This is a genomic window from Flavobacterium paronense (genome assembly GCF_030409795.1).
GTDB classification, from domain to species: Bacteria; Bacteroidota; Bacteroidia; order Flavobacteriales; family Flavobacteriaceae; genus Flavobacterium; species Flavobacterium paronense.
The window spans coordinates 3,045,505-3,070,480 of record NZ_JAUFQN010000019.1 but is presented as its reverse complement, the minus strand read 5'-3'; the positions used below and the strand labels follow the sequence as shown (position 1 = coordinate 3,070,480).

Below are 24,976 nucleotides of genomic sequence, written 5' to 3'. Positions count from 1 at the left end.
AATTAAATTTTTAATAGTTTCAAATATAGTTTTTTATGTGTAAAATATATAAAAATGTTTCCTGGTTTTTTAAAACCAAAAGCCAACACTAAAATAAGTAAATCCTCTGTGCAGTTCTGGTGACCAAGAATATTTAATTTCTATTGGCCCAACAACCGATTCTAATGCATACCCTATTGCGTATCCTGTGTATTGGGGTTTGGATAACCAATTCCCATTGCTAAATAAATCATCTTCAACATTAGCATAATTTGCAGCAATATTTAAGTGGTTTTTTTTATAAATCTCATAATCCAAGGTAAAGCATGATTTAATGTAACTATCAGCTGAAATGCTCAAAAAATCATACCCATAAAAATGTTTGAAATTATTTATGGTATTAAAACCGTATCCTCCAAGAACAAAATCAAAAAAGTGAACACTCTCTTTACCTATAGAAAATCCAGCATCCGATTGAATTTTAAGTGTCACTTTGTTATAAAATGATTTAACTATTCCTATTTCTCCTTTGGCAATGGAATAGCGATGGAATTCTTTAGTATAATCAGACGAAAACAAATACGATTGAATGTCTCCACAAAACAACCATCCATTTTTTGGAAACAGTTTATTGTCAAAAGAGTCATATTTCATGTAGCCAAAAATACTTGCATAACTACTTTTTTCAAATGTCGGATTGATTTGTCCTAGATTCTCTGATTCAATTTTTAAATATTTGTGTTCTATTCCGGCTCCAATTAAAAATTTTTGGATGAAAACAGTTTGCATATAGGCTTGATTTGTAATATCTGAAAAGTCAATATTTATGCTATTTAAACCTAATTGAGTCAACAATTCTCCATTTTTAAAATCCGTTGTTACATTTTTATTAAAGGTATTATAACGCGATTTAAACCCAAAACTCCAATAAAAACCATTGTCAATATAATAATCAAAATTATATCGAATATTATCTCCAAGTCCAATATCAAGCGACGCTACATCATTTTTAAATAATGATTTTTTCTGAGTTATGTTAGTTAAAATAGCACTTTTATACAAGCCATCATAATGAAGTCCAAACTTCAAAAAAGTTTTTGTCGGATTCTCTGTCAAACTTAATTTTAGGTCATCTTCATTTTGATTTCCTTGAAGTGTATAACTAATTCTGCTAAAATTTTGGGTTGCATTAATGTTGTTGATACCTGTTTTTAAATCTTCATAGGTTATTTTGCTTCCGTTTTTAAAATTCAGTTTTCCTAATACGTAAGCTCTGGTGTAATTATCTAATTTGGTTAAAGAAACATTTCTAATTTGTAAAAAATCCTTTTTGACTTTTACTTCGTTTAGTTTATATATTTTGTCATTATCGGCAAGTTTTTTAAGTTGCTCATAAACTCCATGTGCTGCTTCTTCACCTTTTTTAATGATTTCTTGTCCTTTTTCAAAAGAAATTACGCCATAATTTGAAACGTCTGGTTTGATATAAATATCGGTTAGTTTTATTTTGTCCTTCATCACTTTTATCATGTCGAGATTCGTGATTTGAACCAAAATTCGGGTAGCATCTTTCAAAGAATTTCTGTCTTTTAAATCGTCCTGAACATCAACCCCAATAATAATATCAGCTCCCATTTTCCGAATTTCATCTACCGGATAATTATTAACAACGCCCCCATCAATCAAAAGTTTTCCGTCTATTTCAACAGGCGAAAACAAAGATGGAAAAGCCGAACTGGCCAACATAGCTTGTGCCAAATATCCGTTTCGCAAAATTACTGGTTCGCCTTTTTCTATATCGGTAGCAACACATAAAAACGGAATGGGGAGTTTGCTGAAATCATTGATGTATCTTACTTTATGAGTAAGTTTTGACAACAAATTATAATTATACATTCCTTTTGAAAGCGCTATCGGAATCCCGATTTTAAATTTGTTGAAAGGAAGCGTTATGGCATACATTTCGTCGTTACGCTTTTCATAAAAACTTTTAGATGAACGCGGAATATAATCTTGAAGCAACTGATCAAAATCGGTATTATAAAAAATTGAATCTATTTGAGTAGCATTATAACCCGATGCATACAGCCCGCCAACAACGGCTCCCATACTTGTACCGCCAATAAAATCTATTTTCACACCGGCTTGTTCCAATACTTTGAGCACACCAATATGAGCAAACCCTTTGGCGCCACCACCACTTAATACTAAACCGACTCTTGGTCTTGATTTTTTAATAGTGTCTTGGGCAACAACAGTTTGAAGGAAAAGAATACCGATAAAAACAAGTATCGTTTTTTTCATAAAACGGTTTAGGGATTACTTATGTTGTAAAATTCGGAAATTTTTTTGGCTTTTGATACTCCAACAACATCAGAAATTTCTTTTTCTGTGGCTAATTTCAATCTTTTAACACTTTTAAAATGTTTTAATAGCGTTAGCATGGTCTTTTCGCCAATTCCAGGAATCAGTTCTATAGTCGAATTTAATGCCGATTTACTTCGCTTATCGCGATGATGTGTAATGCCAAAACGGTGTGCTTCGTTGCGCAACTGCTGAATAATTTTCAGTGTTTCCGATTTTTTATCCAAATATAACGGAACCGAATCGCCTGGATAAAACAATTCTTCCAATCGTTTGGCAATTCCGATAATAGCTATTTTTCCACGTAAACCTAAATCATCTATGCTTTTCAATGCGGATGACAATTGCCCCTTTCCGCCATCAATTATAATTAATTGGGGTAATGATTGATTTTCATCCAAAAGCCGTTTATATCTTCTATAAACTACTTCTTCCATCGAGGCAAAATCATTTGGCCCTTCAACGGTTTTGATATTAAAATGGCGATAGTCCTTTTTGCTTGGCTTTCCATCTTTAAAAACCACACAAGCCGAAACAGGATTCGTTCCCTGAATGTTTGAGTTGTCAAAACACTCAATATGTCTTGGTTCTACCGAAAGGCGTAAATCTTTTTGCATTTGCGCCATAATTCTATTGGTGTGGCGTTCTGGGTCAACAATCTGGATTTGTTTCAGTTGTTCTAATCGTTGGTATTTTGCGTTTCTTTCGGAAAGATCTAAAATTTGTTTTTTATCGCCTAATTGCGGTACAGTAACTTTTATTGAAGAACCAAAATCTAAATCAAAAGGCAGAATAATTTCTTTGGATGTCAGATTAAAACGTTCGCGAAGTTCAACAACTGCAAGTTCTAATAATTCTTCATCGGTTTCGTCCAGTTTCTTCTTGAGTTCCAAAGTAAATGATCTGATAATTGCTCCGTGCGCTATCTGCAAAAAGTTGATATACGCCATCGCTTCATCGGAAACAATCGAAAACACATCAATATTCGAAATTTTTGGATTTAAAATTGTGGAACGTGATTGGTAATTTTCCAACACATCTATCTTCTCTTTGATTTTTTGTGCTGCTTCATATTTCATTTCGGAAGCCAAATCCTGCATCATCTTTTTAAAATCGCGCATGCTGTCTTTAAAGTTTCCTTTCAGAATTTGACGAATCGCATCGACTTGTTTTTGATAATTTTCTAACGTTTCAAAACCTTCACACGGCCCTTTACAATTTCCGATATGATATTCCAAGCAGACTTTGTATTTGTGTGATTTGATATTGTTTTCGCTCAAATCATAGTGGCAAGTTCGCAGCGGATACAGTTCTTTAATTAAATCTAAAATAGTATTTACGGTTTTGAAATTGGTGTACGGACCAAAATATTCCGAGCCGTCTTTAATCATTCTTCTCGTTGGAAATATTCGGGAAAAGGGTTCCTTTTTGATGCAAATCCAAGGATAGGTTTTGTCATCACGAAGCAATACATTATAGCGTGGCTGGAGCTTTTTTATCAGATTGTTTTCCAACAAAAGTGCGTCTTGCTCAGATGAAACTACGATGTGTTTAATGGTAACAATCTTCTTGACCAATACATTTGTTTTGGCATTGTCATGGAGTTTGTTGAAATAGGAAGCAACTCTTTTTTTGAGATTTTTAGCTTTGCCAACATACAAAATTTTGCCTTCTTTATCATAATACTGATACACTCCAGGATTGTCTGGCAGCGTTTGTATTTGAAGTTCGATAGAAGGGTTTTCCATAAAAACAAAGTTAATTTAAATCACTACAAATGCAAGCAGGCATTGGACTAACATTTATCATGTTTTTTATTTTGTCAAAGGATTAGTTTTGGTGAAAATTTAGGTATGAAATACTGGGAAAGACTTACTCAAGAAGAACGAAAAAAAAGAATTGAAATTGCTTTACATGAAAATGTGAATTTTTCAAAAGACATTTCATTAGGCTATCCTGCCTCAAAACTTGATAGTAAAGTATTTAGTGAAGATGTACCATTTTTAAAAGATGCGCCTATATTGCAAACCTATGTTGCTAATCCAAACAATATTGGATGTCACACCTATGGCACTTCAGAAAAATCGTTTCGGGGCACACATCAAATTGAACTAGAAGTATTAAACGTTTTAGCAGTTGATGTTTTTAAAGCAGAACCCGATTTGTTTGATGGTTATATTTCGCCTGGCGGAACAGAAGCCAATATTCAGGCTATATGGATGTTTCGAAATTATTTCATTAATAACTTTGATGCATTGTTATGTGAAATCGCCATTTTAGCTTCGGTTGATACTCATTATTCTATTCCAAAGGCAGCAAATTTATTGCAGATTGATTGGCTCAAAGTTCCCGTTGATTTTAATACCCGAACTATAGACAAAATTGCGCTTGATTCAATAGTGGAAACGGCAAAACTATCAGGGAAAAAATACTTCATTGTAATTTCCAATTTAGGCACAACTATGTTTGGTTCCGTTGACAATCCAGAAGATTTTATAAAAGTATTAGAAAAACACCAATTGATTTATAAACTTCATATTGATGGCGCTTATGGTGGATTTGTCTATCCGTTTAATAATGCTGAATCGACTATTAATTTTACTAACCCGAAAATCAGTTCTGTTACTATTGATGCGCACAAAATGTTACAAGCACCTTATGGAACAGGAGTTTTTATTTGCCGAAAAGGATATATTGAAAATGTGTTAACTCCAGAAGCAGCATATGTCGAAGGAATGGATTTAACTTTGTGTGGAAGTAGAAGTGGCACCAATGCGGTTTCGGTTTGGATGATATTGTTTACATATGGCCCAAATGGTTGGTTTGAAAAAGTAAGCATTTTACAAATGAGGACGTCTTTTTTATGCAAGGAATTAGACAAACTTAACATTGAATATTTTAGAGAACCGTTTATGAATATTGTGACCATTAAATCTAGATATGTTCCTGAAGCTTTGGCTGAAAAATATAATTTAGTCCCACAACAACACGATAAAGAAAACCAATGGTATAAAATTGTGTTGATGGATCATGTAGAAGTAGAACATTTAACTACTTTTATAAAGGAATTGAAGAAACAGATTTATGTTTAAAAAAGAATTAAGAAACAAGTATAAAACACTTCGTCAACAATTAACCCAAGAAGAAATTGAAGACAAGAGTTTAGCGATTGCTAATAGAATTTTGCAATTGGATATTTGGGAGAAAACTTATTTTCATTTATTTCTAACTATCGAAGAGTTAAAGGAAGTAGAAACCGAATTCATTCTCCAAATATTAGCAGGAAAAGACAAGGAAATTGTAGTCGCCAAAAGCAATTTTGAAACGCTGGAAATGACCAACTATTTATTGACTGACAATACAAAATTCCAAAAAAACGACTATAATATCTACGAACCGGTTGATGGAATTGAAGTTCCGAACACTAAAATTGATGTGGTTTTTATACCGCTTTTAGCGTATGATAAACTGGGAAATAGAGTAGGATATGGCAAAGGATTTTATGATGCCTTTTTATCAAAATGCCGAGAAGACGTTATCAAAATTGGACTCTCTTTCTTCGAACCTGAAGAGGTTATTGAAGATGTTTCACCAACCGATATTCGGTTAGACTATTGTGTTACACCAACAACTAACTATTCGTTCCTATAGATGTTTTTTTAGCAAATGCTTTTTTGTTAAACACTATCAGAATTCCAACACCTGTTGAAATCGCCATGTCGGCAATGTTAAAAATAGCATTGAAAAATTTAAATGGTTGTCCTCCGTAAACAGGCAACCATTTTGGAAAATTTCCTTCACAGATTGGGAAATATAACATATCAACCACTCTTCCGTGAAACCAAGTCCCATAAGGATTCTTAGAAAATAATGTGGCTACTTGATTATAACTGTGGTCAAAATAAACACCGTAAAAAACCGAGTCGATGATGTTACCAACAGCTCCTGCAAAAATGAGGGCAATTGCCACCATTAAATAATTAGAACTGTGTTTTGTGCTGGCATCATATAACCAATAGCCAATTCCGAATACAGCTAAAATTCTGAAAATAGTTAAAATTAACTTCCCGTAAGCTCCCGGAATTTTTGCTCCCCAAGCCATTCCTTCGTTTTCAATTAACAATATTTTAAACCAACTGGCAACGTCAATCTGGCCTGCTTCGCCATAAACAAAGTTGGTTTTAATATAAATTTTGACAAATTGGTCAACCAATAAAACAATAGCAATAATTAAAATGGAATTTCTTAAAGACATTTTATGGATTTTGATGGCGCAAAAATAGCATTATTTTTCTAAAAAATAACGCCCCGTTTTGGAGCGTTACCTTGGTAATAGTAAAGGTGTTATCGTTGCAAATTTTTTGCTTCAATACTCATCGTTGCATGAGGAACAACGCGTAATCTTTCTTTAGAGATTAGCTTTCCGGTTACTTTACAAACACCATATGTTTTATTTTCTACACGGAAAAGTGCATTTTTTAAATCGCGAAGAAACTTTTCCTGACGAATAGCTAACTGCGAGTTGGCTTCTTTTGACATGGTTTCACTACCTTCTTCAAATGCTTTAAACGTTGGCGATGTATCATCAGTTCCATTGTTTAGGTCATTCATATAGGCGCTCTTTATCAACTCTAAGTCAATTTTTGCCTTCTCCATTTTATTTATTATAATTTCTTTGAACTCTGCTAAATCTGCATCTGAGTATCTCATTTTTTCTTCAGTCATCTTTATTCTATTTTGAGATTAATATTTTTGTTTTTATGTTGTCGAATTCTATTTCAGTTCCTTTTTCTAAATCAGCTACAAAAACTAATTTTTCCGTTAATGTTTCCGATTTGATATAATCTTGATTGGCGTTGACCGCTTTTTCTAGTGCATCATTATCTTGTAATTGAACCTTAATTTTATCCGTTACTTCGAAGCCACTATCTTTTCTAAGGTTTTGAATTCGGTTTACCAATTCTCTTGCTATTCCTTCTTTTACTAATTCTTCAGTTAATGTAATATCTAACGCAACTGTAATTCCGTTTGCATTTGCTACCAGCCAACCCGGAATATCTTGTGATGAAATTTCAACGTCGTTGGATGTTAAAAGTAGCTTATTTCCAGAAATAACAAGCGTTAACTCGCCTTTAGCATCTAATTCATTAATTTGTTCTGCTGTAAAACTTTGTATCTCTTTGGCAATCAATCCCATGTCTTTACCAAAACGGGGTCCAAGTGTCTTGAAATTAGGTTTAATTTGCTTCACTAAAACGCCTGATGCATCGTCTAAAAGTTCGATTTCTTTAACATTAACTTCGGCTTTTATTAGGTCAGAAACTGCCTCAATTTCAGCACGCTGATTCTCGTCAAGTACAGGAATCATAACCTTTTGCAACGGTTGACGCACCTTTATCATTTCCTTTTTTCGAAGGGATAAAACAAGCGACGAAACGGTTTGTGCTTTCATCATTTTGCTTTCAAGCGATTTATCAACAAAGTTTTCAACCGAAACTGGAAATTTCGCCAAATGTACTGACTCAAATTCCTCTGTGTGTGTTGCTTGTGTTAAGTCTCTGTAAAGTTTGTCCATAAAGAACGGAGCGATTGGTGCCGATAGTTTTGCTACCGTTATCAAACAAGTGTATAAGGTTTGGTAAGCCGCAATTTTATCTTTTTCGTATTCGCCTTTCCAGAATCTTCTTCGGCACAAACGAACGTACCAGTTGCTCAAATTCTCCTGAACGAAATCAGAAATGGCACGAGCTGCTTTTGTTGGTTCGTAATCGGCGTAAGCATCATCAACCACTTTTATCAAGGTATGCAATTCAGATAAAATCCAACGGTCAATTTCAGGTCTTTCGTTTAATGGAATTTCTGCTTCATTATATTTAAATCCGTCAATATTCGCATATAAACTAAAGAACGAATACGTATTATATAATGTTCCGAAGAATTTACGACGAACTTCTGCAACACCTTCTATATCAAATTTCAAATTGTCCCACGGATTCGCATTTGAAATCATATACCAACGTGTGGCATCTGGACCGTATTCAGTTAATGTCGTAAATGGATCAACTGCGTTTCCTAAACGTTTGGACATTTTTTGTCCGTTTTTGTCAAGAACTAAACCATTGGAAACTACATTTTTATAGGCAATTTTATCAAAAACCAACGTTCCGATAGCGTGCAAAGTATAGAACCATCCACGAGTTTGGTCAACACCTTCCGCTATGAAATCAGCCGGAAAATCTTTATTCTCGTCAATCTTATCTTTATTTTCAAATGGATAATGCCATTGAGCATAAGGCATTGCACCTGAATCGAACCAAACATCAATCAAATCAGCTTCGCGTTTCATTGGTTTTCCTGATGGTGAAACTAACGTAATAGCGTCAACAACATTTTTATGCAAATCAACTAAGTCATAATTGGCTTCGGTCATATTTCCGATTTCAAAACCTTTGAACGGATTTACGGTTTCTACTCCGGATTGGATTGCTTTTTCGATGGCATTGTATAGTTCTTCTACTGAACCAATCAATACTTCTTCAGTTCCGTCTTCGGTTCTCCAGATTGGCAATGGTATTCCCCAATATCTTGAACGCGATAAATTCCAGTCGTTGGCGTTTTTCAACCAATTTCCGAAACGGCCTTCACCTGTTGCTTTTGGCTTCCAGTTGATGGTTTCGTTTAGGTCGAACATTCGGTCTTTGACATCAGTTACTTTGATAAACCAGGAATCTAACGGATAATATAATAAGGGTTCATCGGTTCTCCAACTATGCGGATAACTGTGAACGTATTTCTCTACTTTGAACGCTTTGTTTTCTTCTTTTAATTGGATAGCGATTTCTACATCGGCTGAACGTTCTGGTGCAGTTCCGGCATCGTAATATTCGTTCTTTACATACTTCCCAGATAAGTCGCCTAAACCTTGAATAAACTTTCCTTGTAAATCTACTAGCGGCTCTGGATTTCCATTAGCATCCAAAACCAACATTGGAGGCACTTCCGGTTTGGCTTCTTTGGCAACTTTAGCATCATCAGCACCAAATGTTGGCGCAGTGTGCACAATTCCAGTTCCATCTTCCGTTGTAACGAAATCACCTGAAATTACTCTAAACGCGTCTTGTGGATTTTGATATGGTAACGTTAACGGCATTAATTGCTCGTAACGAATTCCGACTAAGGCTGCCCCTTTAAATTCAGTTAAAAATTTGAATGGAATATTTTTATCACCAGCCTTGAAATTCTCAAAATCAGATGTTTCTTCACTTGCGAAAAATCCTTTCCCGAATTGTTTTCCAACTAAATTTTTAGCCAAAATAACTTTAACAGGAAGGAAAGTATATTGATTAAAAGTCTCCACCAAAACATAATCGATTTTTGGCCCAACGGTTAACGCTGTATTACTTGGCAACGTCCAAGGCGTGGTCGTCCATGCCAAAATGTGAACTTCACCAAAACCTTGTAAAAAGCTCGGCAACGATTTTGCTAAAGTCTTGAATTGTGCTACAACAGTTGTGTCTGTAACATCTCTGTAACTTCCTGGTTGGTTTACTTCGTGAGAAGATAATCCCGTTCCGGCTTTTGGAGAATAGGGTTGGATTGTATATCCTTTGTATAGTAAATCTTTCTCGTATATCTGTTTCAACAACCACCAAACCGATTCCATGTATTTGGATTTGTAGGTCACATATGGATCTTCCATATCAACCCAATAGCCCATTTTTTCGGTTAGGTCATTCCAAACATCCGTATAACGCATAACTGTTCGTTTACACGCTTCGTTGTATTCTTCTATAGAAATGGTTTTCCCGATATCTTCTTTGGTGATGCCTAATTCTTTTTCGGTACCTAATTCTACAGGCAAACCGTGCGTATCCCAGCCTGCTTTACGCTTTACTTGGAACCCTTTTTGAGTTTTATAACGACAGAAAATATCTTTGATGGCACGCGCCATTACGTGATGAATTCCGGGTAAACCATTGGCTGATGGCGGCCCTTCAAAAAACACATAAGGAGTAGCGCCTTCTCGAGACGTTACGCTTTGTTCAAAGATGTTGTTTTCTTTCCAAAAATTAAGAACCTCTGAAGCCACTTTTGGCAAATCAAGTCCTTTATATTCAGTAAACTTAGTACTCATTTTTGTCGTTTTCTTTAATCAAGTCTGCGAAAGTAATAAATAGTTGTGAGTTATGTGTTATGAGTGATAAGTTTTTGTGTTTGCTCAACCCGTAACTGGTTATCCATAAGTTATATTTATTGATTTTTAGAGGGTCGGTCTATGGTTTCCGGCATAGTATTCCTATGCAAATGCAATGCAAATGAATACCCAATCCATACCAAGTCCATAAAAACATATAAAACTATGGACTAGCTATGGACTAGCTATGGACTCGGTATGGACTAGCCTAAAAGAAAAGTGAAGTTTTATGACTTCTAAATTTAGAGACATGATTATTTTGTTAATCGGGTTGTTTTAAGCAAAAACCTCTTTTAAAACCTCTAGTGATTTTGGTTTTTTGAAGCCATCCAGGTGAATGGTGTAATATTCGAGGAGAATTTTTAACAGAATTTGTCGTTCGATACCTGCAAAGACTTTCTGGTCACTATCAAATTTTAAATCTATTAGTTTTTTGAATAGAAAAGTTTCATGTTCGGATAGACAATTGATTCCCTGAAAATTCGAAAAGTTGCCTTCTTTACAATCGAAAAATTTAAAAACACTTTCGGAAGTATCCGGGTAAAAGCCAAAAAACTTGGACATTTCCAACATCAAAATCAGATGGAAATTCGCCATTTCGTGATGCGCATCGAGCCAAAGCAAGGCCGATTCCAAAAAGTTGAAGAGGTTTTCGTTTTTTTCTTCTTCGTGAATGCTGTGATGAATGATTTCGGAGAGAAAAATCACAATAGTGCTTTTGACAATATCGGTGGATATAGTTTGAAATGCGTGTGCGAGTTTTATTTCTTTGAAATGTTCAAGTGTTCCTTTATTCTTGTGATTGGCTTCTATTTCTAGTATGGAAAGCGGCTGAAAATAGGCAATCTTTTGATTGGATTTTTTAGCTGCAAAAGCATTTGGCACAAAGTAACTTTTTAAACCATCAGATTGCGTAAGGCATTTTACAATCAAGCTTTTTTCCTGATATTTTAGTGTAGAAATGACGATAGCTTTGGTTTTAACTAACATGTGGTTTTAGGTTGTGAGTTGTAAGTTGTAAGTTTAATTCAACATAGAACCTATAACTTTTATCGTATTATCATCACTTTTTTGACAGCAGTTTCGGAAGCATCTTCAGCAGCGATAAAAATCATATACACACCAGATGCTACATTGTATTTCCCAAAAGCTTTGGTATCCCATTCTACCGTTCCGCCTTCGGATTTGGTTTCGTAGACTAAATTGCCTTCGATGTCGGTGATTTTGATATTTGCTTTCGAAATTAATCCGGCGATTTTTACTGTTCCTACAAATTCGGGGCGAACTGGATTTGGATATACATAAACAGCATCTAAATTATCGGCCGGTCTTGTAGAGGTTCCTTGAAATGAAACCATTCCTTTATCAGTTGCAAAGAAGATTTCGCCAGTAACTGAATTGATGTCGATGTCATTTACCACATTACTTGGTAAGGGTGAATTATCTTTTGTGAAATGATAGATCGTTTCCTGTCCGTTATAAGAAAATAGAAAAACACCAGAATCAGCAGTGGAAATCCATTTTTGATTGGAGCCATTCACGGCAATATCGGTTATAAAAGACTCGCCCATCAATTGTGCGCCTACACCATTTTCTGAGATAATAATCGCATTAGCCTTCATTTGTTCGTCACTATTGTAGCTTCCGGTACTTGACAATACGCGCAAACCTCGATTTGTTCCTATCCAAACCTGATTTCGGTTATCAACAGCAATAGCACGGACGTCAATAGAAGGAAGGTTTCCTAAGTCAACTCCTTCTGATATTTTTTTAAAGATATTGGTATTTTCGTTAAAAGCAACAACACCATTTTTATAAGAGGCAATCCATTTTGTACCGCTTTTATCTATAGCTATTTTACAAAAATCATTACTTGCATAATCCGTTAAGATGGATTCCATATTAAATGATTGCCATTCTCCTGTTGCTTTTAGGACTTTCAATCCATTTTTAATTCTACTATTGGTCATCCATAAATTTCCTGATTTATCAAATGCTGTACTGTTTATTCTACAATCACCTGTTGCTCCCTCTAACCCACTATTGCTTTGGTTTAATAAAGTTGTTGGGTTTTCATTTTCTAATTTTAACAAACCACTAAAGTAAGAGGCGATGTAAAGTTGTGTTTCATCATTTGGATTTATGGCTATGCGAACTAAAGCATTTGCATCAAATACAGCTGAATAAGGAATATTTAACCAACCATTAGCTTCATTGTATCTACTTATACCAAATGAGCCTATACCGCTTGGCAAATAAGTATATGGATTGTACGTTATGTCATATCCTCCATATACTGCCCATAAGTTTGAGGATGAACTATTTAACGAAAATATATTATTCCGTATGGGTCCATTCGGCATGATGAATTCGAAATTAGTTGGTGAATTAATCGGTGAGGAAACGATTCCGTTTTCATTTGTTCCAATATAAATCGTTTCATTGGCAACGGTAGCACAAGTAAAAGTTACCGGAATTGAAGTTATTTGTGTGTTTTGAATATGTATTATTTGAGTAAATGATGAGTTATAAATAAAAACATGATTTGAACTAGTTACAACAATATAATTTGAAGTGGCTCGAATATCAAGTCCGGGTTGTCCTATTGTGCCAAATTCTTGAAAATAGATACCATTGTGTTTATAGAGTTTCTGGTTAGTATTCATTCCTATCAGTTGATTATTAAATGTCACTATTCCGTTCCAATAACCGCTATCAAAAACTTGCCATTGTGTATAATCAATTAGATTTGGATTTATTATAGCCGCTTTTCTAATTCCGTAATATTGTGTAACTGCATATATGTCTCCGTTAAAAATAGTGGTTTGATAGACTTTTATTTCTTGTCCGGCCGGACCGATAAAATAAGTATCTCCAAACTCTAAAGTTGCCAATTTGTATTGTACAATTCCAAAATCACAGGATATATATAGGATGCCATCGTATTCCATAAAATGATTTAGTCTTTTAATGTTAGCCGGAATGTTTTTATTAATGATGTCCACAACATTTAACATGCTTCCGTCAGCATCATTAATGACAATCATCAATCCGTCTTCATAACCTACAATTGTTTTGTTGAAAGTGTCGCTATGATAGATAGCCGAAATGGTTTGTCCCGAAAGACCATCAATTGTATTTATGGTATTGACATCGTTGGAAGCTATATTTTTGGTAAACAATGCATTTTCGGCTGCAGCATAAATTTTATTGCTTGATTCCGAAATATCTTTAATTTGATTATAGGAAAAATATCCTTTCCAATTTTGGAATGGTTGAGATAAGCATATTTGAAAAAAAAGAAATAAAACCCCGAAAAAGCACTTTTTCATCTGAAAAGAATTAGCATACAAATATAGTGTAAACGTAAAAATTATCTAATTGTTGTATTTGAATCAAAAAATGCCATCATTTCTGATGGCATTTTTAGGGTTTGTTGGTTGGTTTATTTTAATTATACTATTCCTTGTGCAAGCATGGCATCAGCAACTTTTACGAAACCGGCAATATTTGCTCCTTTAACATAATCTGTATATCCTGTTGAATCAGTACCATATTTTACGCAAGCTTCGTGGATGTTTGCCATGATGTTTTTCAATCGTTGGTCAACTTCTTCAGATGTCCAACTTAAACGTAAAGAGTTTTGAGACATTTCAAGACCTGAAGTGGCAACACCACCAGCATTTGATGCTTTGCCTGGAGCGAAAAGAATTTTTGCTTTCAAGAATTCGGTAACTGCTTCCGGAGTTGAAGGCATGTTGGCACCTTCGGCAACACAGATACATCCGTTTGCAATAAGTGCTTTAGCTTCTTCTCCATTTAGTTCATTTTGTGTAGCACATGGTAACGCAATATCACATTTAACTTCCCATGGACGTTTTCCTGCTACAAATTTTGCAGATGGATATTTAGCCACGTAATCAGAAATTCTTCCATAGTTTACGTTTTTAATTTCCATAATATATCCTAATTTTTCAGGTGTGATTCCATCGGCGTCATATATATATCCTGAAGAATCTGATGCTGTAACTACTTTTCCGCCAAGTTCTGTTGCTTTTTCGATAGCGTATTGTGCTACGTTTCCAGAACCAGAAACAACAACTGTTTTTCCAGAAAAACTTTGTCCTTTAGTAGCTAACATGTTTTGAGCGAAGTAAACATCGCCGTAACCTGTAGCTTCAGGGCGAATTAAAGAACCTCCGAAAGTAATTCCTTTACCAGTTAAAACTCCGGTAAATTCGTTTCTTAATCTTTTATATTGACCAAACATATAGCCAACTTCTCTTCCTCCAACACCAATATCTCCGGCAGGAACGTCAGTATCAGCACCAATATGTTTAGCTAATTCGGTCATGAATGCTTGACAGAATTTCATGATTTCGATATCTGATTTTCCTTTTGGGTCAAAATCAGAACCTCCTTTTCCACCACCCATTGGTAATGTAGTTAAGCTGTTTTTGAACGTTTGTTCGAAAGCTAAGAATTTTAAAATACTAAGGTTTACAGAAGGATGGAAACGAATTCCGCCTTTATAAGGTCCAATAGCAGAATTCATTTGTATTCTGTAACCACGATTTACTTGTGTATTTCCAGCATCATCAATCCAACAAACACGGAACATGATTACGCGTTCAGGTTCTACCATTCTTTCCAAAAGCATTTTGTTTTGGTATTTTTTATTTTGTTCAATAAACGGAATTACTGTTTCAGCAACTTCCATAACTGCTTGCATAAATTCTGGTTCGTGACCATTTCTTTTTGCAACCAATTCCATAAATAAGTTGATACTTTGTGACATAAATTATACTATTAATATTTTTAAGAAATCGATTTCGTAAAATCGGACAAATATACATTTAATTAAAAACGGTGGTCATAATTTTTTCTAAATTCTTAGAATTTTTATGTTTCTTTTAAAAAATTGTTATGAAGAGTACAATAATTCTCGATATTCAAATACTTTCATTAATTTATTCGTATATAAATCAAGTATTTTTTATTTTATTTTATAACTGATTGATGTTTTTATATATTTGTCGAGATTTGAACTAATTAGTATGCAAATGCCCAAAAATTTTATCATAACCTTACTGTTGTTATTTGGCTTGTCAAATAGTATAAATGCACAATTTGGATTTTCTCATGAAATTGGGGCAATCATAGGTCCAGTTGCTTTTCAATCTGATTATGGTGAACGCCATGACTTTTCAACAAATATTGGTAATACTGGTTACGGAATCGGAATTATTCATTATTTGAATTTTTCTTATAGAGCTGAATGTAATTGTTATACACCGGAGACTTATTTTAATGACCACTTCAAATTAAGAAGTGAGTTGTCTTATAATAAAACAGAATTGCAACATTTTGGGAAATGGGTTGATCCAAGCAGAACTAGTTTAGTTGCAAATCAATTAAGAGCAATGAGAGGAAGTACGGCTGTAACCAATGTTGGCATGCAATTAGAATTTTTCCCATTGAGTATTAGAGAGTTTACAGCTACTTTGGGTTCATTCGCTCCGTTTATTAGTTTGGGAGGACAGTTTAGTTTTTATGACCCAAAAGCTTGGTCTCTACTTGGCCCTTTAGACACACCTATTTCAACACCCATAAAATATTACAATGCTACTACAAATCAAGGCGGAACCGTTTGGTCTATCGTTTCGAGTGTTGGTTGTAGATATAAGTTGACCGAATTATCAGATTTGATGGTTGACTTTAGATTACAATATTACTTTTCAAATTGGGTTGATGGTTTGAATCCTGATGAGACTATTTATACTGAGAATAGAGCAAACGATTGGAATGTTTGGTTTAATTTTGGTTACATTTATTATCTACAATAGAAATAAAAACTACTCTTTTTCTACAGCGTCTTTATAGTCCGGATATAAGAATTTGTTATACGGAAATCTTGTAATATGGATTTGTCTAACCGATTCGTATATTTTTTCTCTAAACTCCTCAAAATTTTCTTTGTTTGTTGCCGATATGAATAAGGTGTTTTTTTCTCCAACATTACTCATCCAAGTTGCTTTCCATTCGTCTAGCGTATAATGTTTGGATGTTTTTTCGGTAATTAAATCATCTTCATCGATTACTTCATTTTTATAGGCATCGATTTTATTGAAAACCATAATCGTAGGTTTATCATTGCTCTTTATATCCAACAAGATTTGATTAACAGAAGTTATGTGTTCTTCAAAATCAGGATGTGAAATATCAACAACATGCAATAACAAATCAGCTTCGCGAACTTCATCAAGAGTGCTTTTGAAAGAGTCTACCAATTGAGTTGGTAATTTTCTAATAAACCCAACCGTATCTGAAAGCAAAAAAGGCAGGTTCTTAATAACCACTTTACGAACTGTGGTATCTAATGTTGCAAATAATTTATTTTCAACAAAAACTTCACTTTTGCTAATTACATTCATTAAAGTCGATTTCCCAACATTAGTATATCCAACCAAGGCAACACGGACCATAGCGCCACGGTTTCCTCTTTGAACCGACATTTGCTTATCGATTGTCTTTATCTTTTCTTTCAATAAAGCTATTCTATCCCGAACAATCCTTCTGTCGGTTTCGATTTCTGTTTCACCTGGACCACGCAGACCAATTCCTCCTTTTTGACGCTCTAAATGTGTCCACATTCCAGAAAGTCTAGGTAATAAATACTGACATTGGGCTAATTCAACCTGAGTTCTGGCATAAGAAGTTTCTGCTCTTTGGGCAAAAATATCTAAGATTAAATTGGTTCGGTCCAAAACCTTACAATCCAATATTTTAGAAATGTTTTTTTGTTGAGACGGAGATAATTCATCATCAAATATAACCGTAGAAATGCTCATTTCTTTGATATATAAGCTAATTTCATCCATTTTACCTGTCCCTAAAAATGTTTTAGGATTTGGTCGTTCCAATTTTTGTGAAAATCGTTTAATTACTTCACCTCCAGCAGTAAACGTTAAAAACTCTAATTCGTCTAAATACTCTGTTAATTTTTCTTCGTTTTGATTTTGTGTAATTATTCCAACAATTACTGTTCTTTCAAAATTTATATTTTCTTTTTCTAACATTTGATTTTATTGTGTGGTAAAATTAGTTATTTCAAAATTAAAAAACCACATTAGTTTCGAGGATAATAGATACAAATCTTTATAATATAATATTAAAAAAACACATTTAGTAAACATTTAGTAAACAATTCATAAATTTTACTAAATTTGGACTTCAAAATTTTTTAAAAAAATAACAAACAATTCAAACTTTTCATTTTATGAAAAAATTTACTTTATTACTACTGTTTTTATTCATTTCTATAAGTAGTTATTCCCAGCTATCTCTAGAAGGTTTTGAAAATACAACTGGTCCCGATGCGTCTCCGTCAACTAACTGGACATTAGGAACCGGAAATTGGGCTGTATTTGACAATGCCGTTGGACCAAATGTTCGTTGGGGAATTAATAATACTGTTGCTACACCACCTATTGTTTATCAGGGAACTAATGCTGCTTATGTTAACCGAGGGGAAAATATTGGTCAAGGAAATACATCCGAGGATTATTTAGCAACTCCACTTGTACAAATTCCAGCCAACGGCGTGTTACATTTTTACACAAGAATGTTTACTAGTGGGAATCAAGGAACTATTTATCAAATAAAAGTGGCACCTGCTCTTGCATCACAAACTGATCCATTAGCTTATTCTTTGGCACAACAATGGACAGAGGATGAGTTAATTACACCAACTTCTAATTTTAACATCTATACAGAAAAAACAGTTGATTTAGGCACTTCCTTCGGTGGTCAATTCGTTTATGTTGCTTTTGTAAAAGTATATACACAACCAAGTACAAGTATCGATGGCGACAGATGGTTAATTGATGATGTCAGTATAGACACTCCATGTCTGGTACCAACTGGATTAACTGTTTCTGCAATTACTGCAAACGGAGCAACATTAAACTGGACAAATCCTAATGGAACCGGAGCTGCCTCTTGGGAAATAGAAGTTGTTCTAGCTTCTGGGACACCAACAGGAATTCCAACAAACACAACCACTACTTTTCCTTATGTAGTAACTGGATTACTTCCAAATACTGCTTACAAGTTTTATGTAAGAGCTAGATGTACAACAGGTTTTACGAGTCCTTGGTCTGTAGCTTCGGCCAACTTTACAACACTTGTCGGGCCGCCAGTATGTGGTGGTAATTTTGTTGACTCTGGTGGTATTACTGGGAATTATCCCAATAATGCAAACGTTACAACTACAATTTGCCCAACAAATCCTGGTGATCTTGTTACTGTGACTTTTACATCATTTAATACTGAAAATGGTGTTGACCTTTTAAAAGTATATGATGGGAATAGCGCAGCTGCTCCGTTATTAGCTACTTTATCTGGGACAACTTTACCTCCATCTTTTACAGCTTCTAATGCTTTGGGGTGTTTGACATTTGTGTTTACATCAAATGGCTCAACAAGAGCTGCTGGTTGGGTAAGTAATATAACTTGTAATGCTCCGCCCACCTGTAGAAAGCCAACCGCTTTAGCATCAGGCACAATTACTATAAACTCTGTTATATTAAACTGGTCTCAGCCTCAAAATCCGGATACTAGTGTTGCAACAGCATGGGAAGTTTTAGCTTTACCTTGTGGTTCGCCTGCTCCAACTGCAGTTTCAACAGGTTTTGTTCCTGCAGGTTCAAATCCATTCACACTAACCGGATTAACTTCTGCAACATGTTATGATATATATGTAAGAGCGGTTTGTAGTTTAACTGATAGTAGTGCATGGTCAGTTCCAACAACAATAACTACGCTACTTGCACCGCCTGTTTGTGGTGGTAATTTTGTTGATACTGGCGGATTAGCTGCTAATTATCCTAATAATGCCAACCAAACAACAACTATATGCCCTGTTACTGTAGGAGATGTTGTAACAGTAACATTTACTTCATTTAATACGCAAGCCAATACCGACTTCTTAAAAATTTATGATGGTAATAGTACATCTGGCACTTTATTAGCAAACTTATCAGGTACAACTTTACCTCCATCATTCACAGCATCAAATGCTTTAGGATGTTTGACTTTTGTGTTTACATCAAATGGCACAACAACTGCTGCAGGTTGGACAAGCAACATTACTTGTACGCCAGCACCAGCATGCCCTAAACCAGTTGTTTTAACAACAGCGGGTTTATCACCTACCTCTGTTTCTTTTGGATGGACAGGCACAGGAACTGCTACTTCATGGCAAGTGTTAGCCTTACCATGTACTGATCCTGCTCCAACAAATTCAACAACAGGCTGGACACCAGTTACAACTAATTCATATATATTTACAGGACTTACTACTGGAACTTGTTATAATTTTTATGTTAGATCTGATTGTGGTGGTATTTCTGGATTAAGTGAATGGGCAGGCCCTCAAACATTCACTACAGCAGTACCCGGATTTACATGTGCTGCTCCAATAGTAGTAACTACGCTACCTTACACAACTTCAGATAATACATCCAACTATGCAGATAATGCTCCAATAGAGGGAAGTCCAGGTGCGTCAGGCTGTGGTTCAACCAATAATTATTTGAACGGTAATGATGTTGTGTATTCATTTACTTCAACTTTTACTGGCACTATCAATGTAGCAATGACACCAACAGCTACTTACTCAGGTATTTTTGCATACAGTAGTTGTGCTAATATTGGTGTAAACTGTTTAGCAGGAGTTGCAAACTCTGGCACAGGCATTAGATCATTCGATTTACCTGTCACAGCTGGTTCAACCTATTATTTTGTAATTTCTACATGGGCTGCACCACAAACTACAGCTTATACTTTAGTTATCAACCAAATTAACTGTGGACAACCTACAAATGCAACGGTAGCATCAATTACTAGTGATTCTGCATTAGCATCTTGGGATAACCCCAGTGCATCAACTTCGTGGCAAGTTGCTGTTCAACCAGCTGGCACTGGCGTTCCTTCAGGATCAGGAGTTACATCCACCAGCAATACAAACTTCCCTTTAACCGGTTTGACACCTTTGACATCTTACGAATATTATGTTAGAGCCGATTGCGGTAATGGTACTTTCAGTCTTTGGACTGGACCAGTTCCATTTACAACAGCAGCGCCACCACCTGTTTGTGGTGGTATCTATGTTGACTCTGGAGGTTTAACAGCAGATTATCTTGATGATGAAGATTCAACGGTAACAATTTGCCCTACAATTCCTGGACAATTAGTAACAGTAACTTTCACTTCTTTTGATACAGAAGATTCATTTGACGGTATGTATGTTTTTGATGGAAATTCAATAACTGCTCCTCAAATATCGAGTACAAATGGTACAGGTTTTGGCCCTTTAACAACCCCTGGTGCTTTTTGGGGAACAACAATTCCTGGTCCATTTACTTCTTCAAGTTCTACTGGATGCTTAACTTTTAGATTTAGAAGTGATGGTTCATTTACCGGTTCAGGATGGGTTGCTAATGTCACATGTGCGCCTGCACCAACTTGTTTGAAGCCTATCGATTTAACTGCTACAAACATCACATCAACTTCAGCATTATTAGGCTGGACTGACACTAATACAACACCTGCAACACAATGGGAGGTTTTGTATGTCCCATTTGGATCACCAATTCCTTTACCAACTGCTACGGGTGTTATTGTATCAGCTAATCCAAGTTTAATAACTGGTTTAAACCCGGGGACTCAATATACTTTTTATGTAAGAGCGGTTTGTTCTTCTACAGATTCAAGTGCATGGTCTTCTGGTAAAGATTTTTTAACGTTAATAATTAATGATGATTGTTCAGGTGCAATTTTTGCCCCTGTGAATTCATCAGCGGCTTGTCAACAAATTACACCAGGTACTATAACTGGTGCAACAGCATCAACACCCGGAACAACTGCGCCTTGTATTGGTAATGCAAATGATGATGTTTGGTTTCAGTTTGTAGCAACAAATACTTATTTAAATATTTCATTACAAAATGTTACTGGTTCTACAACCGACTTAAATCACGCCGTTTATACTGGTCAATGTGGAACGTTGACACAGTTATATTGTAGTACTGCAAATAGTCTTTCGAGTGTTGCAAATAACTTAGTTGTTGGTCAAACCTATTTTATTAGAGTTTATTCCAATTCTACCGCCGTTCAAACAGCTACATTTGATCTGTGTATTTCAACACCATCTACTTGCCCAACTGGCTCAACAGTATGTAGCTTAACAAATTATGCTAATACAACAGGCGTGACTAGTTTGGGAACTATAGGTTGTTTATTTACTTCACCAAATCCTGCGTACTTTACGATTCAAGTAGCTACTACGGGACCTATTAATTATTTATTGACACAATCTTCTACAGCTGGTGGCACACCAGATTTAGATGTAGATTATGCTGCATGGGGTCCATTTACAAGTCAAGCTGCTGGTTGTGCCGCTATAAGCGGTGGACAAGCGCCTGGAATTGGCGTTCCGATATCTCTAACTACAGGATGCAGTTACTCAGGAGCAGCAACTGAAAATTTGAATATTGCTAATGCAATTGCGGGACAATTTTATATTGTATTAATTACTAATTTTTCAGATAATCCTGGATTTATCAATTTAACACAAACAAATAGTACGGCTTCTGGACATGGAACAACAAATTGTTGTCCAGATGCTTACTTTAGTTATAGCCCTGCTTCCTATTGTAGAGCAGCGGGTAATCCTAACCCAATACCAACTATAACTTTAGGCTCATTAGCGGGTACTTTTTCATCCACTCCAGGTTTAGTTTTTGTAAATACTGCCACTGGTGAAATAGACCTTCAAGCAAGTACTCCAGGAAACTATGTAGTTACAAATACCGTTGCTGCAACCGCGAGTTGTATTCAATTTGTGAAATCATATACTATAAATATTTCAGAACCTACTACAGCAACAATTAGTTATAATAATCCGTCTTATTGTAAAAGTATTACCAGTCTTCAAACTGTAACTCAAACAGGTACGTCCGGAGGAAGTTATTCTGCTATTCCTAATGTTGGGTTGAGTATTAATCCAACAACAGGTGAAATAAATCCAAGTTTAAGTTCGGCCGGAGTTTATACTGTAGTTTATGGTTTGCCGGGTTCAATATGTACAACTGGAAATCCTTCTACTCAAGTTGAAATAATAGCATTGCCAAATATCGTTCAACCTGCACCAGTTGCGGCATGTTATACTTATACTTTACCAAGTTTGGCTGTCGGTAACTATTTCTCTCAAACTGGAGGAATAGGACCATTAGATATAGCAACTCCTATTACAAACAGTCAAACGATTTATATATATGCAGTTGGGGCTACTGGGTGTATTAATGAAAAATCATTTACTGTAACTATTAATACAGTTCCAACTCCAACGGATATTGCAACCACACCATCTTTGTGTACTCCGTCAACTGGGACAATTAGTTTTACTGCATTAGATGCTAGTGGACCATTACCAGCAGATTTATTTATCTCTGAAGTTACTGATGCAAATGCAGGTTCATTAACCTATGTAGAAATTTACAATGGAACTGGAGCTACTGTAAATTTGAGTAATTATAAGTTAAAAATATACAACAATGGTAATTCAACAACTTCTTGTGATTTAACATTGTCGGGTACTATGCCTAATAATACGGTAAAAATCATTTCTGTAGGAAGTGCAACAAATGCAGGAGGAGTTATTCCTGATTTGGTATTTGCGGGTTGCGGCGGTGTAAATATTGATGACAATATTAGATTAACTAGCGCTGCTGATGTCGTAATAGATTTATGGGGAAGAACAGATGGTGTGGCATTTTCACCATTAAACCAACCAGGTTATACCTACAGACGATTAAATTCTGCAACCTTACCAAGCACAACATGGAATCCTGCTGATTGGACTGCAATTGATCCTGAAGATTATACTAATGTTGGAAGTTATTCTTTAGTTGTTTCCAATTATCAATATAGTGTTGATAGTGGCGCTTTTCAATCGGGTACTACATTCAGTAACCTAGCAGCTGGTGATCATATACTTGTAGTTAAAGATTTAACTACTGGTTGTTTATCAGCACCTATTACCGTGACTATTAATGCTATTAATCCTATTATTGCAGTCACTGGATTTAGTTACACAACTCCTGTTTGTCAAAATGCAACTCCAAACCCTACTCCAATTCCGGCTTCAGGATTTACAACTGGAGGAATTTATTCAGAGGATGTAACTACTACTGGTTTGGTATTTATAAGCACATCTACTGGAGAAATCGATTTAGCGAATTCAACACCAGGAACGCATACTGTTAATTACACTGTAGCAAATCAACCAGCAATATGTCTTGCGGGCGGGCAAAGTTCAGCGCCAATTGAAATTAAACCAACAATAACACCGATTATTGGGTTTAGTTATACAACGCCTATTTGTAAAAATGCACAGGCAACTTTGTCTCCAAGTCTAAGCTCTGGTTTTAGTAGTTTTGCAACATTCTCGGCTACTCCATCAGGTTTAGTTATTAACGCAACCTCTGGTGTAATTGATCTGGCAAATTCAACTCCTGGTGTTTATGATATCGTGGTTACTGTTGCTGCTGATTCAAATACTTGTAGAGTCAGTGCAATAACATCACCTGCATTTTCATTAGAAATAAAACCAGTAATTACTTTGGTAACAGGTTTTAACTATGATGCTCCTTTATGTGCAAATAATGGTTCCGAATTACCTAATCTTAGTGCTGGATTTGCAACTGGCGGAACCTTTAGTTCAACAACTGGTTTGACAATAAATTCAACAACTGGAGCTATTGATTTAACTAGTACACCAGGAACATATACAGTAACTTATACGGCGAATCCTAATGTTAATAATTGTGAAGTTGCAACTCCGGGAACTACTCAAATCACTATAGTTCCTCCGGTAACAATAGAACTTACTGGTGGATGTCAAAGTGTGAATTATATATTAACTGCTACAGCTGTAAACGGTTCATTTAATCCCGAAACCGCTGCTTTTGTTTGGCACAATTCTAACGGTGGTATAGTTGGAAATACCCAAAGTATAACAGTAACAGAAATTGGAACATATACTGTAACCATAACTGTTGATGGCTGTTCAACCGAGTCGCTTCCTTTTAATGTTGAATCCGTTTTCTGTGTTATACAAAAAGGTATTTCTGTCAACAATGATGGTTTAAATGACACTTTTGATTTAACGGGTTATGATGTTAAAAAATTAACTATATTTAACCGACTGGGAATGAAAGTTTATTCGCGTAATAACTATGTTAATGAGTGGGGAGGAAAATCAGATGATGGAGACGAACTTCCAGATGGAACCTATTATTTCATTATTGACCGAAATAATGGTGAAACCAAAACAGGATGGATTTACATCAATAGAGCACAATAACTTACTATATA

13 protein-coding genes are annotated in these 24,976 nt (G+C 35.3%); 4 read left to right on the top strand and 9 right to left on the bottom strand.

Features of this window, described 5'->3' with window-relative positions:
• Positions 1–69: 69 nt before the first annotated feature.
• On the bottom strand, positions 70–2,283 hold the full coding sequence (locus tag QWY90_RS14605) for a patatin-like phospholipase family protein (protein ID WP_290286802.1): 2,214 nt from the start codon (positions 2,281–2,283) through the stop codon (positions 70–72).
• 8 nt (positions 2,284–2,291) lie between these two features.
• Positions 2,292–4,091, bottom strand: a complete 1,800-nt coding sequence (gene uvrC / locus QWY90_RS14600; protein ID WP_290286801.1) for an excinuclease ABC subunit UvrC — start codon at positions 4,089–4,091, stop codon at positions 2,292–2,294.
• 105 nt (positions 4,092–4,196) lie between these two features.
• Here uvrC and QWY90_RS14595 point away from each other — a divergent pair, with 105 nt between their 5' ends.
• Both QWY90_RS14595 and QWY90_RS14590 read left to right on the top strand, forming a co-directional pair.
• Positions 4,197–5,435, top strand: a complete 1,239-nt coding sequence (locus QWY90_RS14595) for a pyridoxal-dependent decarboxylase (protein ID WP_290286799.1) — start codon at positions 4,197–4,199, stop codon at positions 5,433–5,435.
• Positions 5,428–5,994: a 5-formyltetrahydrofolate cyclo-ligase gene (locus QWY90_RS14590; protein WP_290286797.1), complete on the top strand. Its 567-nt coding sequence runs from the start codon at positions 5,428–5,430 to the stop codon at positions 5,992–5,994. The genes QWY90_RS14595 and QWY90_RS14590 overlap by 8 nt, the downstream gene beginning before the upstream one ends.
• Here QWY90_RS14590 and QWY90_RS14585 read toward each other — a convergent pair.
• The 6 genes from QWY90_RS14585 to gdhA all read right to left on the bottom strand — a co-directional run bounded on the left by QWY90_RS14585 (position 5,975) and on the right by gdhA (position 15,335).
• Positions 5,975–6,598 carry a lipoprotein signal peptidase gene (locus QWY90_RS14585; RefSeq protein WP_290286795.1) on the bottom strand — a complete coding sequence of 208 codons (624 nt, stop codon included), beginning with the start codon at positions 6,596–6,598 and terminating at the stop codon, positions 5,975–5,977. The genes QWY90_RS14590 and QWY90_RS14585 overlap by 20 nt on opposite strands.
• A gap of 89 nt (positions 6,599–6,687) precedes the next feature.
• The gene (locus QWY90_RS14580) at positions 6,688–7,068 is read right to left on the bottom strand and encodes a TraR/DksA family transcriptional regulator (RefSeq protein WP_290286793.1); all 381 of its coding nucleotides are present in this window, start codon (positions 7,066–7,068) and stop codon (positions 6,688–6,690) included.
• 7 nt (positions 7,069–7,075) lie between these two features.
• A complete protein-coding gene (gene ileS, locus QWY90_RS14575) occupies positions 7,076–10,477 on the bottom strand; it encodes an isoleucine--tRNA ligase (RefSeq protein ID WP_290286792.1) in 3,402 nt (1,133 codons plus the stop codon).
• 336 nt (positions 10,478–10,813) lie between these two features.
• Positions 10,814–11,527, bottom strand: coding sequence for a DNA repair protein RecO (recO, locus tag QWY90_RS14570; protein ID WP_290286791.1), 714 nt, complete (start codon positions 11,525–11,527; stop codon positions 10,814–10,816).
• A gap of 59 nt (positions 11,528–11,586) precedes the next feature.
• A complete protein-coding gene (gene porZ / locus QWY90_RS14565; protein ID WP_290286790.1) occupies positions 11,587–13,869 on the bottom strand; it encodes a type IX secretion system anionic LPS delivery protein PorZ in 2,283 nt (760 codons plus the stop codon).
• A gap of 122 nt (positions 13,870–13,991) precedes the next feature.
• The gene (gdhA, locus tag QWY90_RS14560; protein WP_290286789.1) at positions 13,992–15,335 is read right to left on the bottom strand and encodes an NADP-specific glutamate dehydrogenase; all 1,344 of its coding nucleotides are present in this window, start codon (positions 15,333–15,335) and stop codon (positions 13,992–13,994) included.
• A gap of 265 nt (positions 15,336–15,600) precedes the next feature.
• On the opposite strand from gdhA, the gene QWY90_RS14555 reads away from it, so the two are divergent.
• Positions 15,601–16,383 carry a THC0290_0291 family protein gene (locus QWY90_RS14555; RefSeq protein ID WP_290286788.1) on the top strand — a complete coding sequence of 261 codons (783 nt, stop codon included), beginning with the start codon at positions 15,601–15,603 and terminating at the stop codon, positions 16,381–16,383.
• 9 nt (positions 16,384–16,392) lie between these two features.
• Here the strand turns inward: QWY90_RS14555 and hflX are convergent, their stop codons facing one another.
• On the bottom strand, positions 16,393–17,616 hold the full coding sequence (gene hflX, locus QWY90_RS14550; protein WP_290286786.1) for a GTPase HflX: 1,224 nt from the start codon (positions 17,614–17,616) through the stop codon (positions 16,393–16,395).
• 200 nt (positions 17,617–17,816) lie between these two features.
• Here hflX and QWY90_RS14545 point away from each other — a divergent pair, with 200 nt between their 5' ends.
• Positions 17,817–24,965: a fibronectin type III domain-containing protein gene (locus QWY90_RS14545; RefSeq protein WP_290286785.1), complete on the top strand. Its 7,149-nt coding sequence runs from the start codon at positions 17,817–17,819 to the stop codon at positions 24,963–24,965.
• Positions 24,966–24,976 lie beyond the last annotated feature (11 nt).

Bases quoted from the DNA above. Each gene is read 5' to 3' on its own strand.
- QWY90_RS14605 (WP_290286802.1), bottom strand. From the start codon at position 2,283: ATGAAAAAAACGATACTTGTTTTTATCGGTATTCTTTTCCTTCAAACT.
- uvrC (WP_290286801.1), bottom strand. From the start codon at position 4,091: ATGGAAAACCCTTCTATCGAACTTCAAATACAAACGCTGCCAGACAAT.
- QWY90_RS14595 (WP_290286799.1), top strand. From the start codon at position 4,197: ATGAAATACTGGGAAAGACTTACTCAAGAAGAACGAAAAAAAAGAATT.
- QWY90_RS14590 (WP_290286797.1), top strand. From the start codon at position 5,428: ATGTTTAAAAAAGAATTAAGAAACAAGTATAAAACACTTCGTCAACAA.
- QWY90_RS14585 (WP_290286795.1), bottom strand. From the start codon at position 6,598: ATGTCTTTAAGAAATTCCATTTTAATTATTGCTATTGTTTTATTGGTT.
- QWY90_RS14580 (WP_290286793.1), bottom strand. From the start codon at position 7,068: ATGACTGAAGAAAAAATGAGATACTCAGATGCAGATTTAGCAGAGTTC.
- ileS (WP_290286792.1), bottom strand. From the start codon at position 10,477: ATGAGTACTAAGTTTACTGAATATAAAGGACTTGATTTGCCAAAAGTG.
- recO (WP_290286791.1), bottom strand. From the start codon at position 11,527: ATGTTAGTTAAAACCAAAGCTATCGTCATTTCTACACTAAAATATCAG.
- porZ (WP_290286790.1), bottom strand. From the start codon at position 13,869: ATGAAAAAGTGCTTTTTCGGGGTTTTATTTCTTTTTTTTCAAATATGC.
- gdhA (WP_290286789.1), bottom strand. From the start codon at position 15,335: ATGTCACAAAGTATCAACTTATTTATGGAATTGGTTGCAAAAAGAAAT.
- QWY90_RS14555 (WP_290286788.1), top strand. From the start codon at position 15,601: ATGCCCAAAAATTTTATCATAACCTTACTGTTGTTATTTGGCTTGTCA.
- hflX (WP_290286786.1), bottom strand. From the start codon at position 17,616: ATGTTAGAAAAAGAAAATATAAATTTTGAAAGAACAGTAATTGTTGGA.
- QWY90_RS14545 (WP_290286785.1), top strand. From the start codon at position 17,817: ATGAAAAAATTTACTTTATTACTACTGTTTTTATTCATTTCTATAAGT.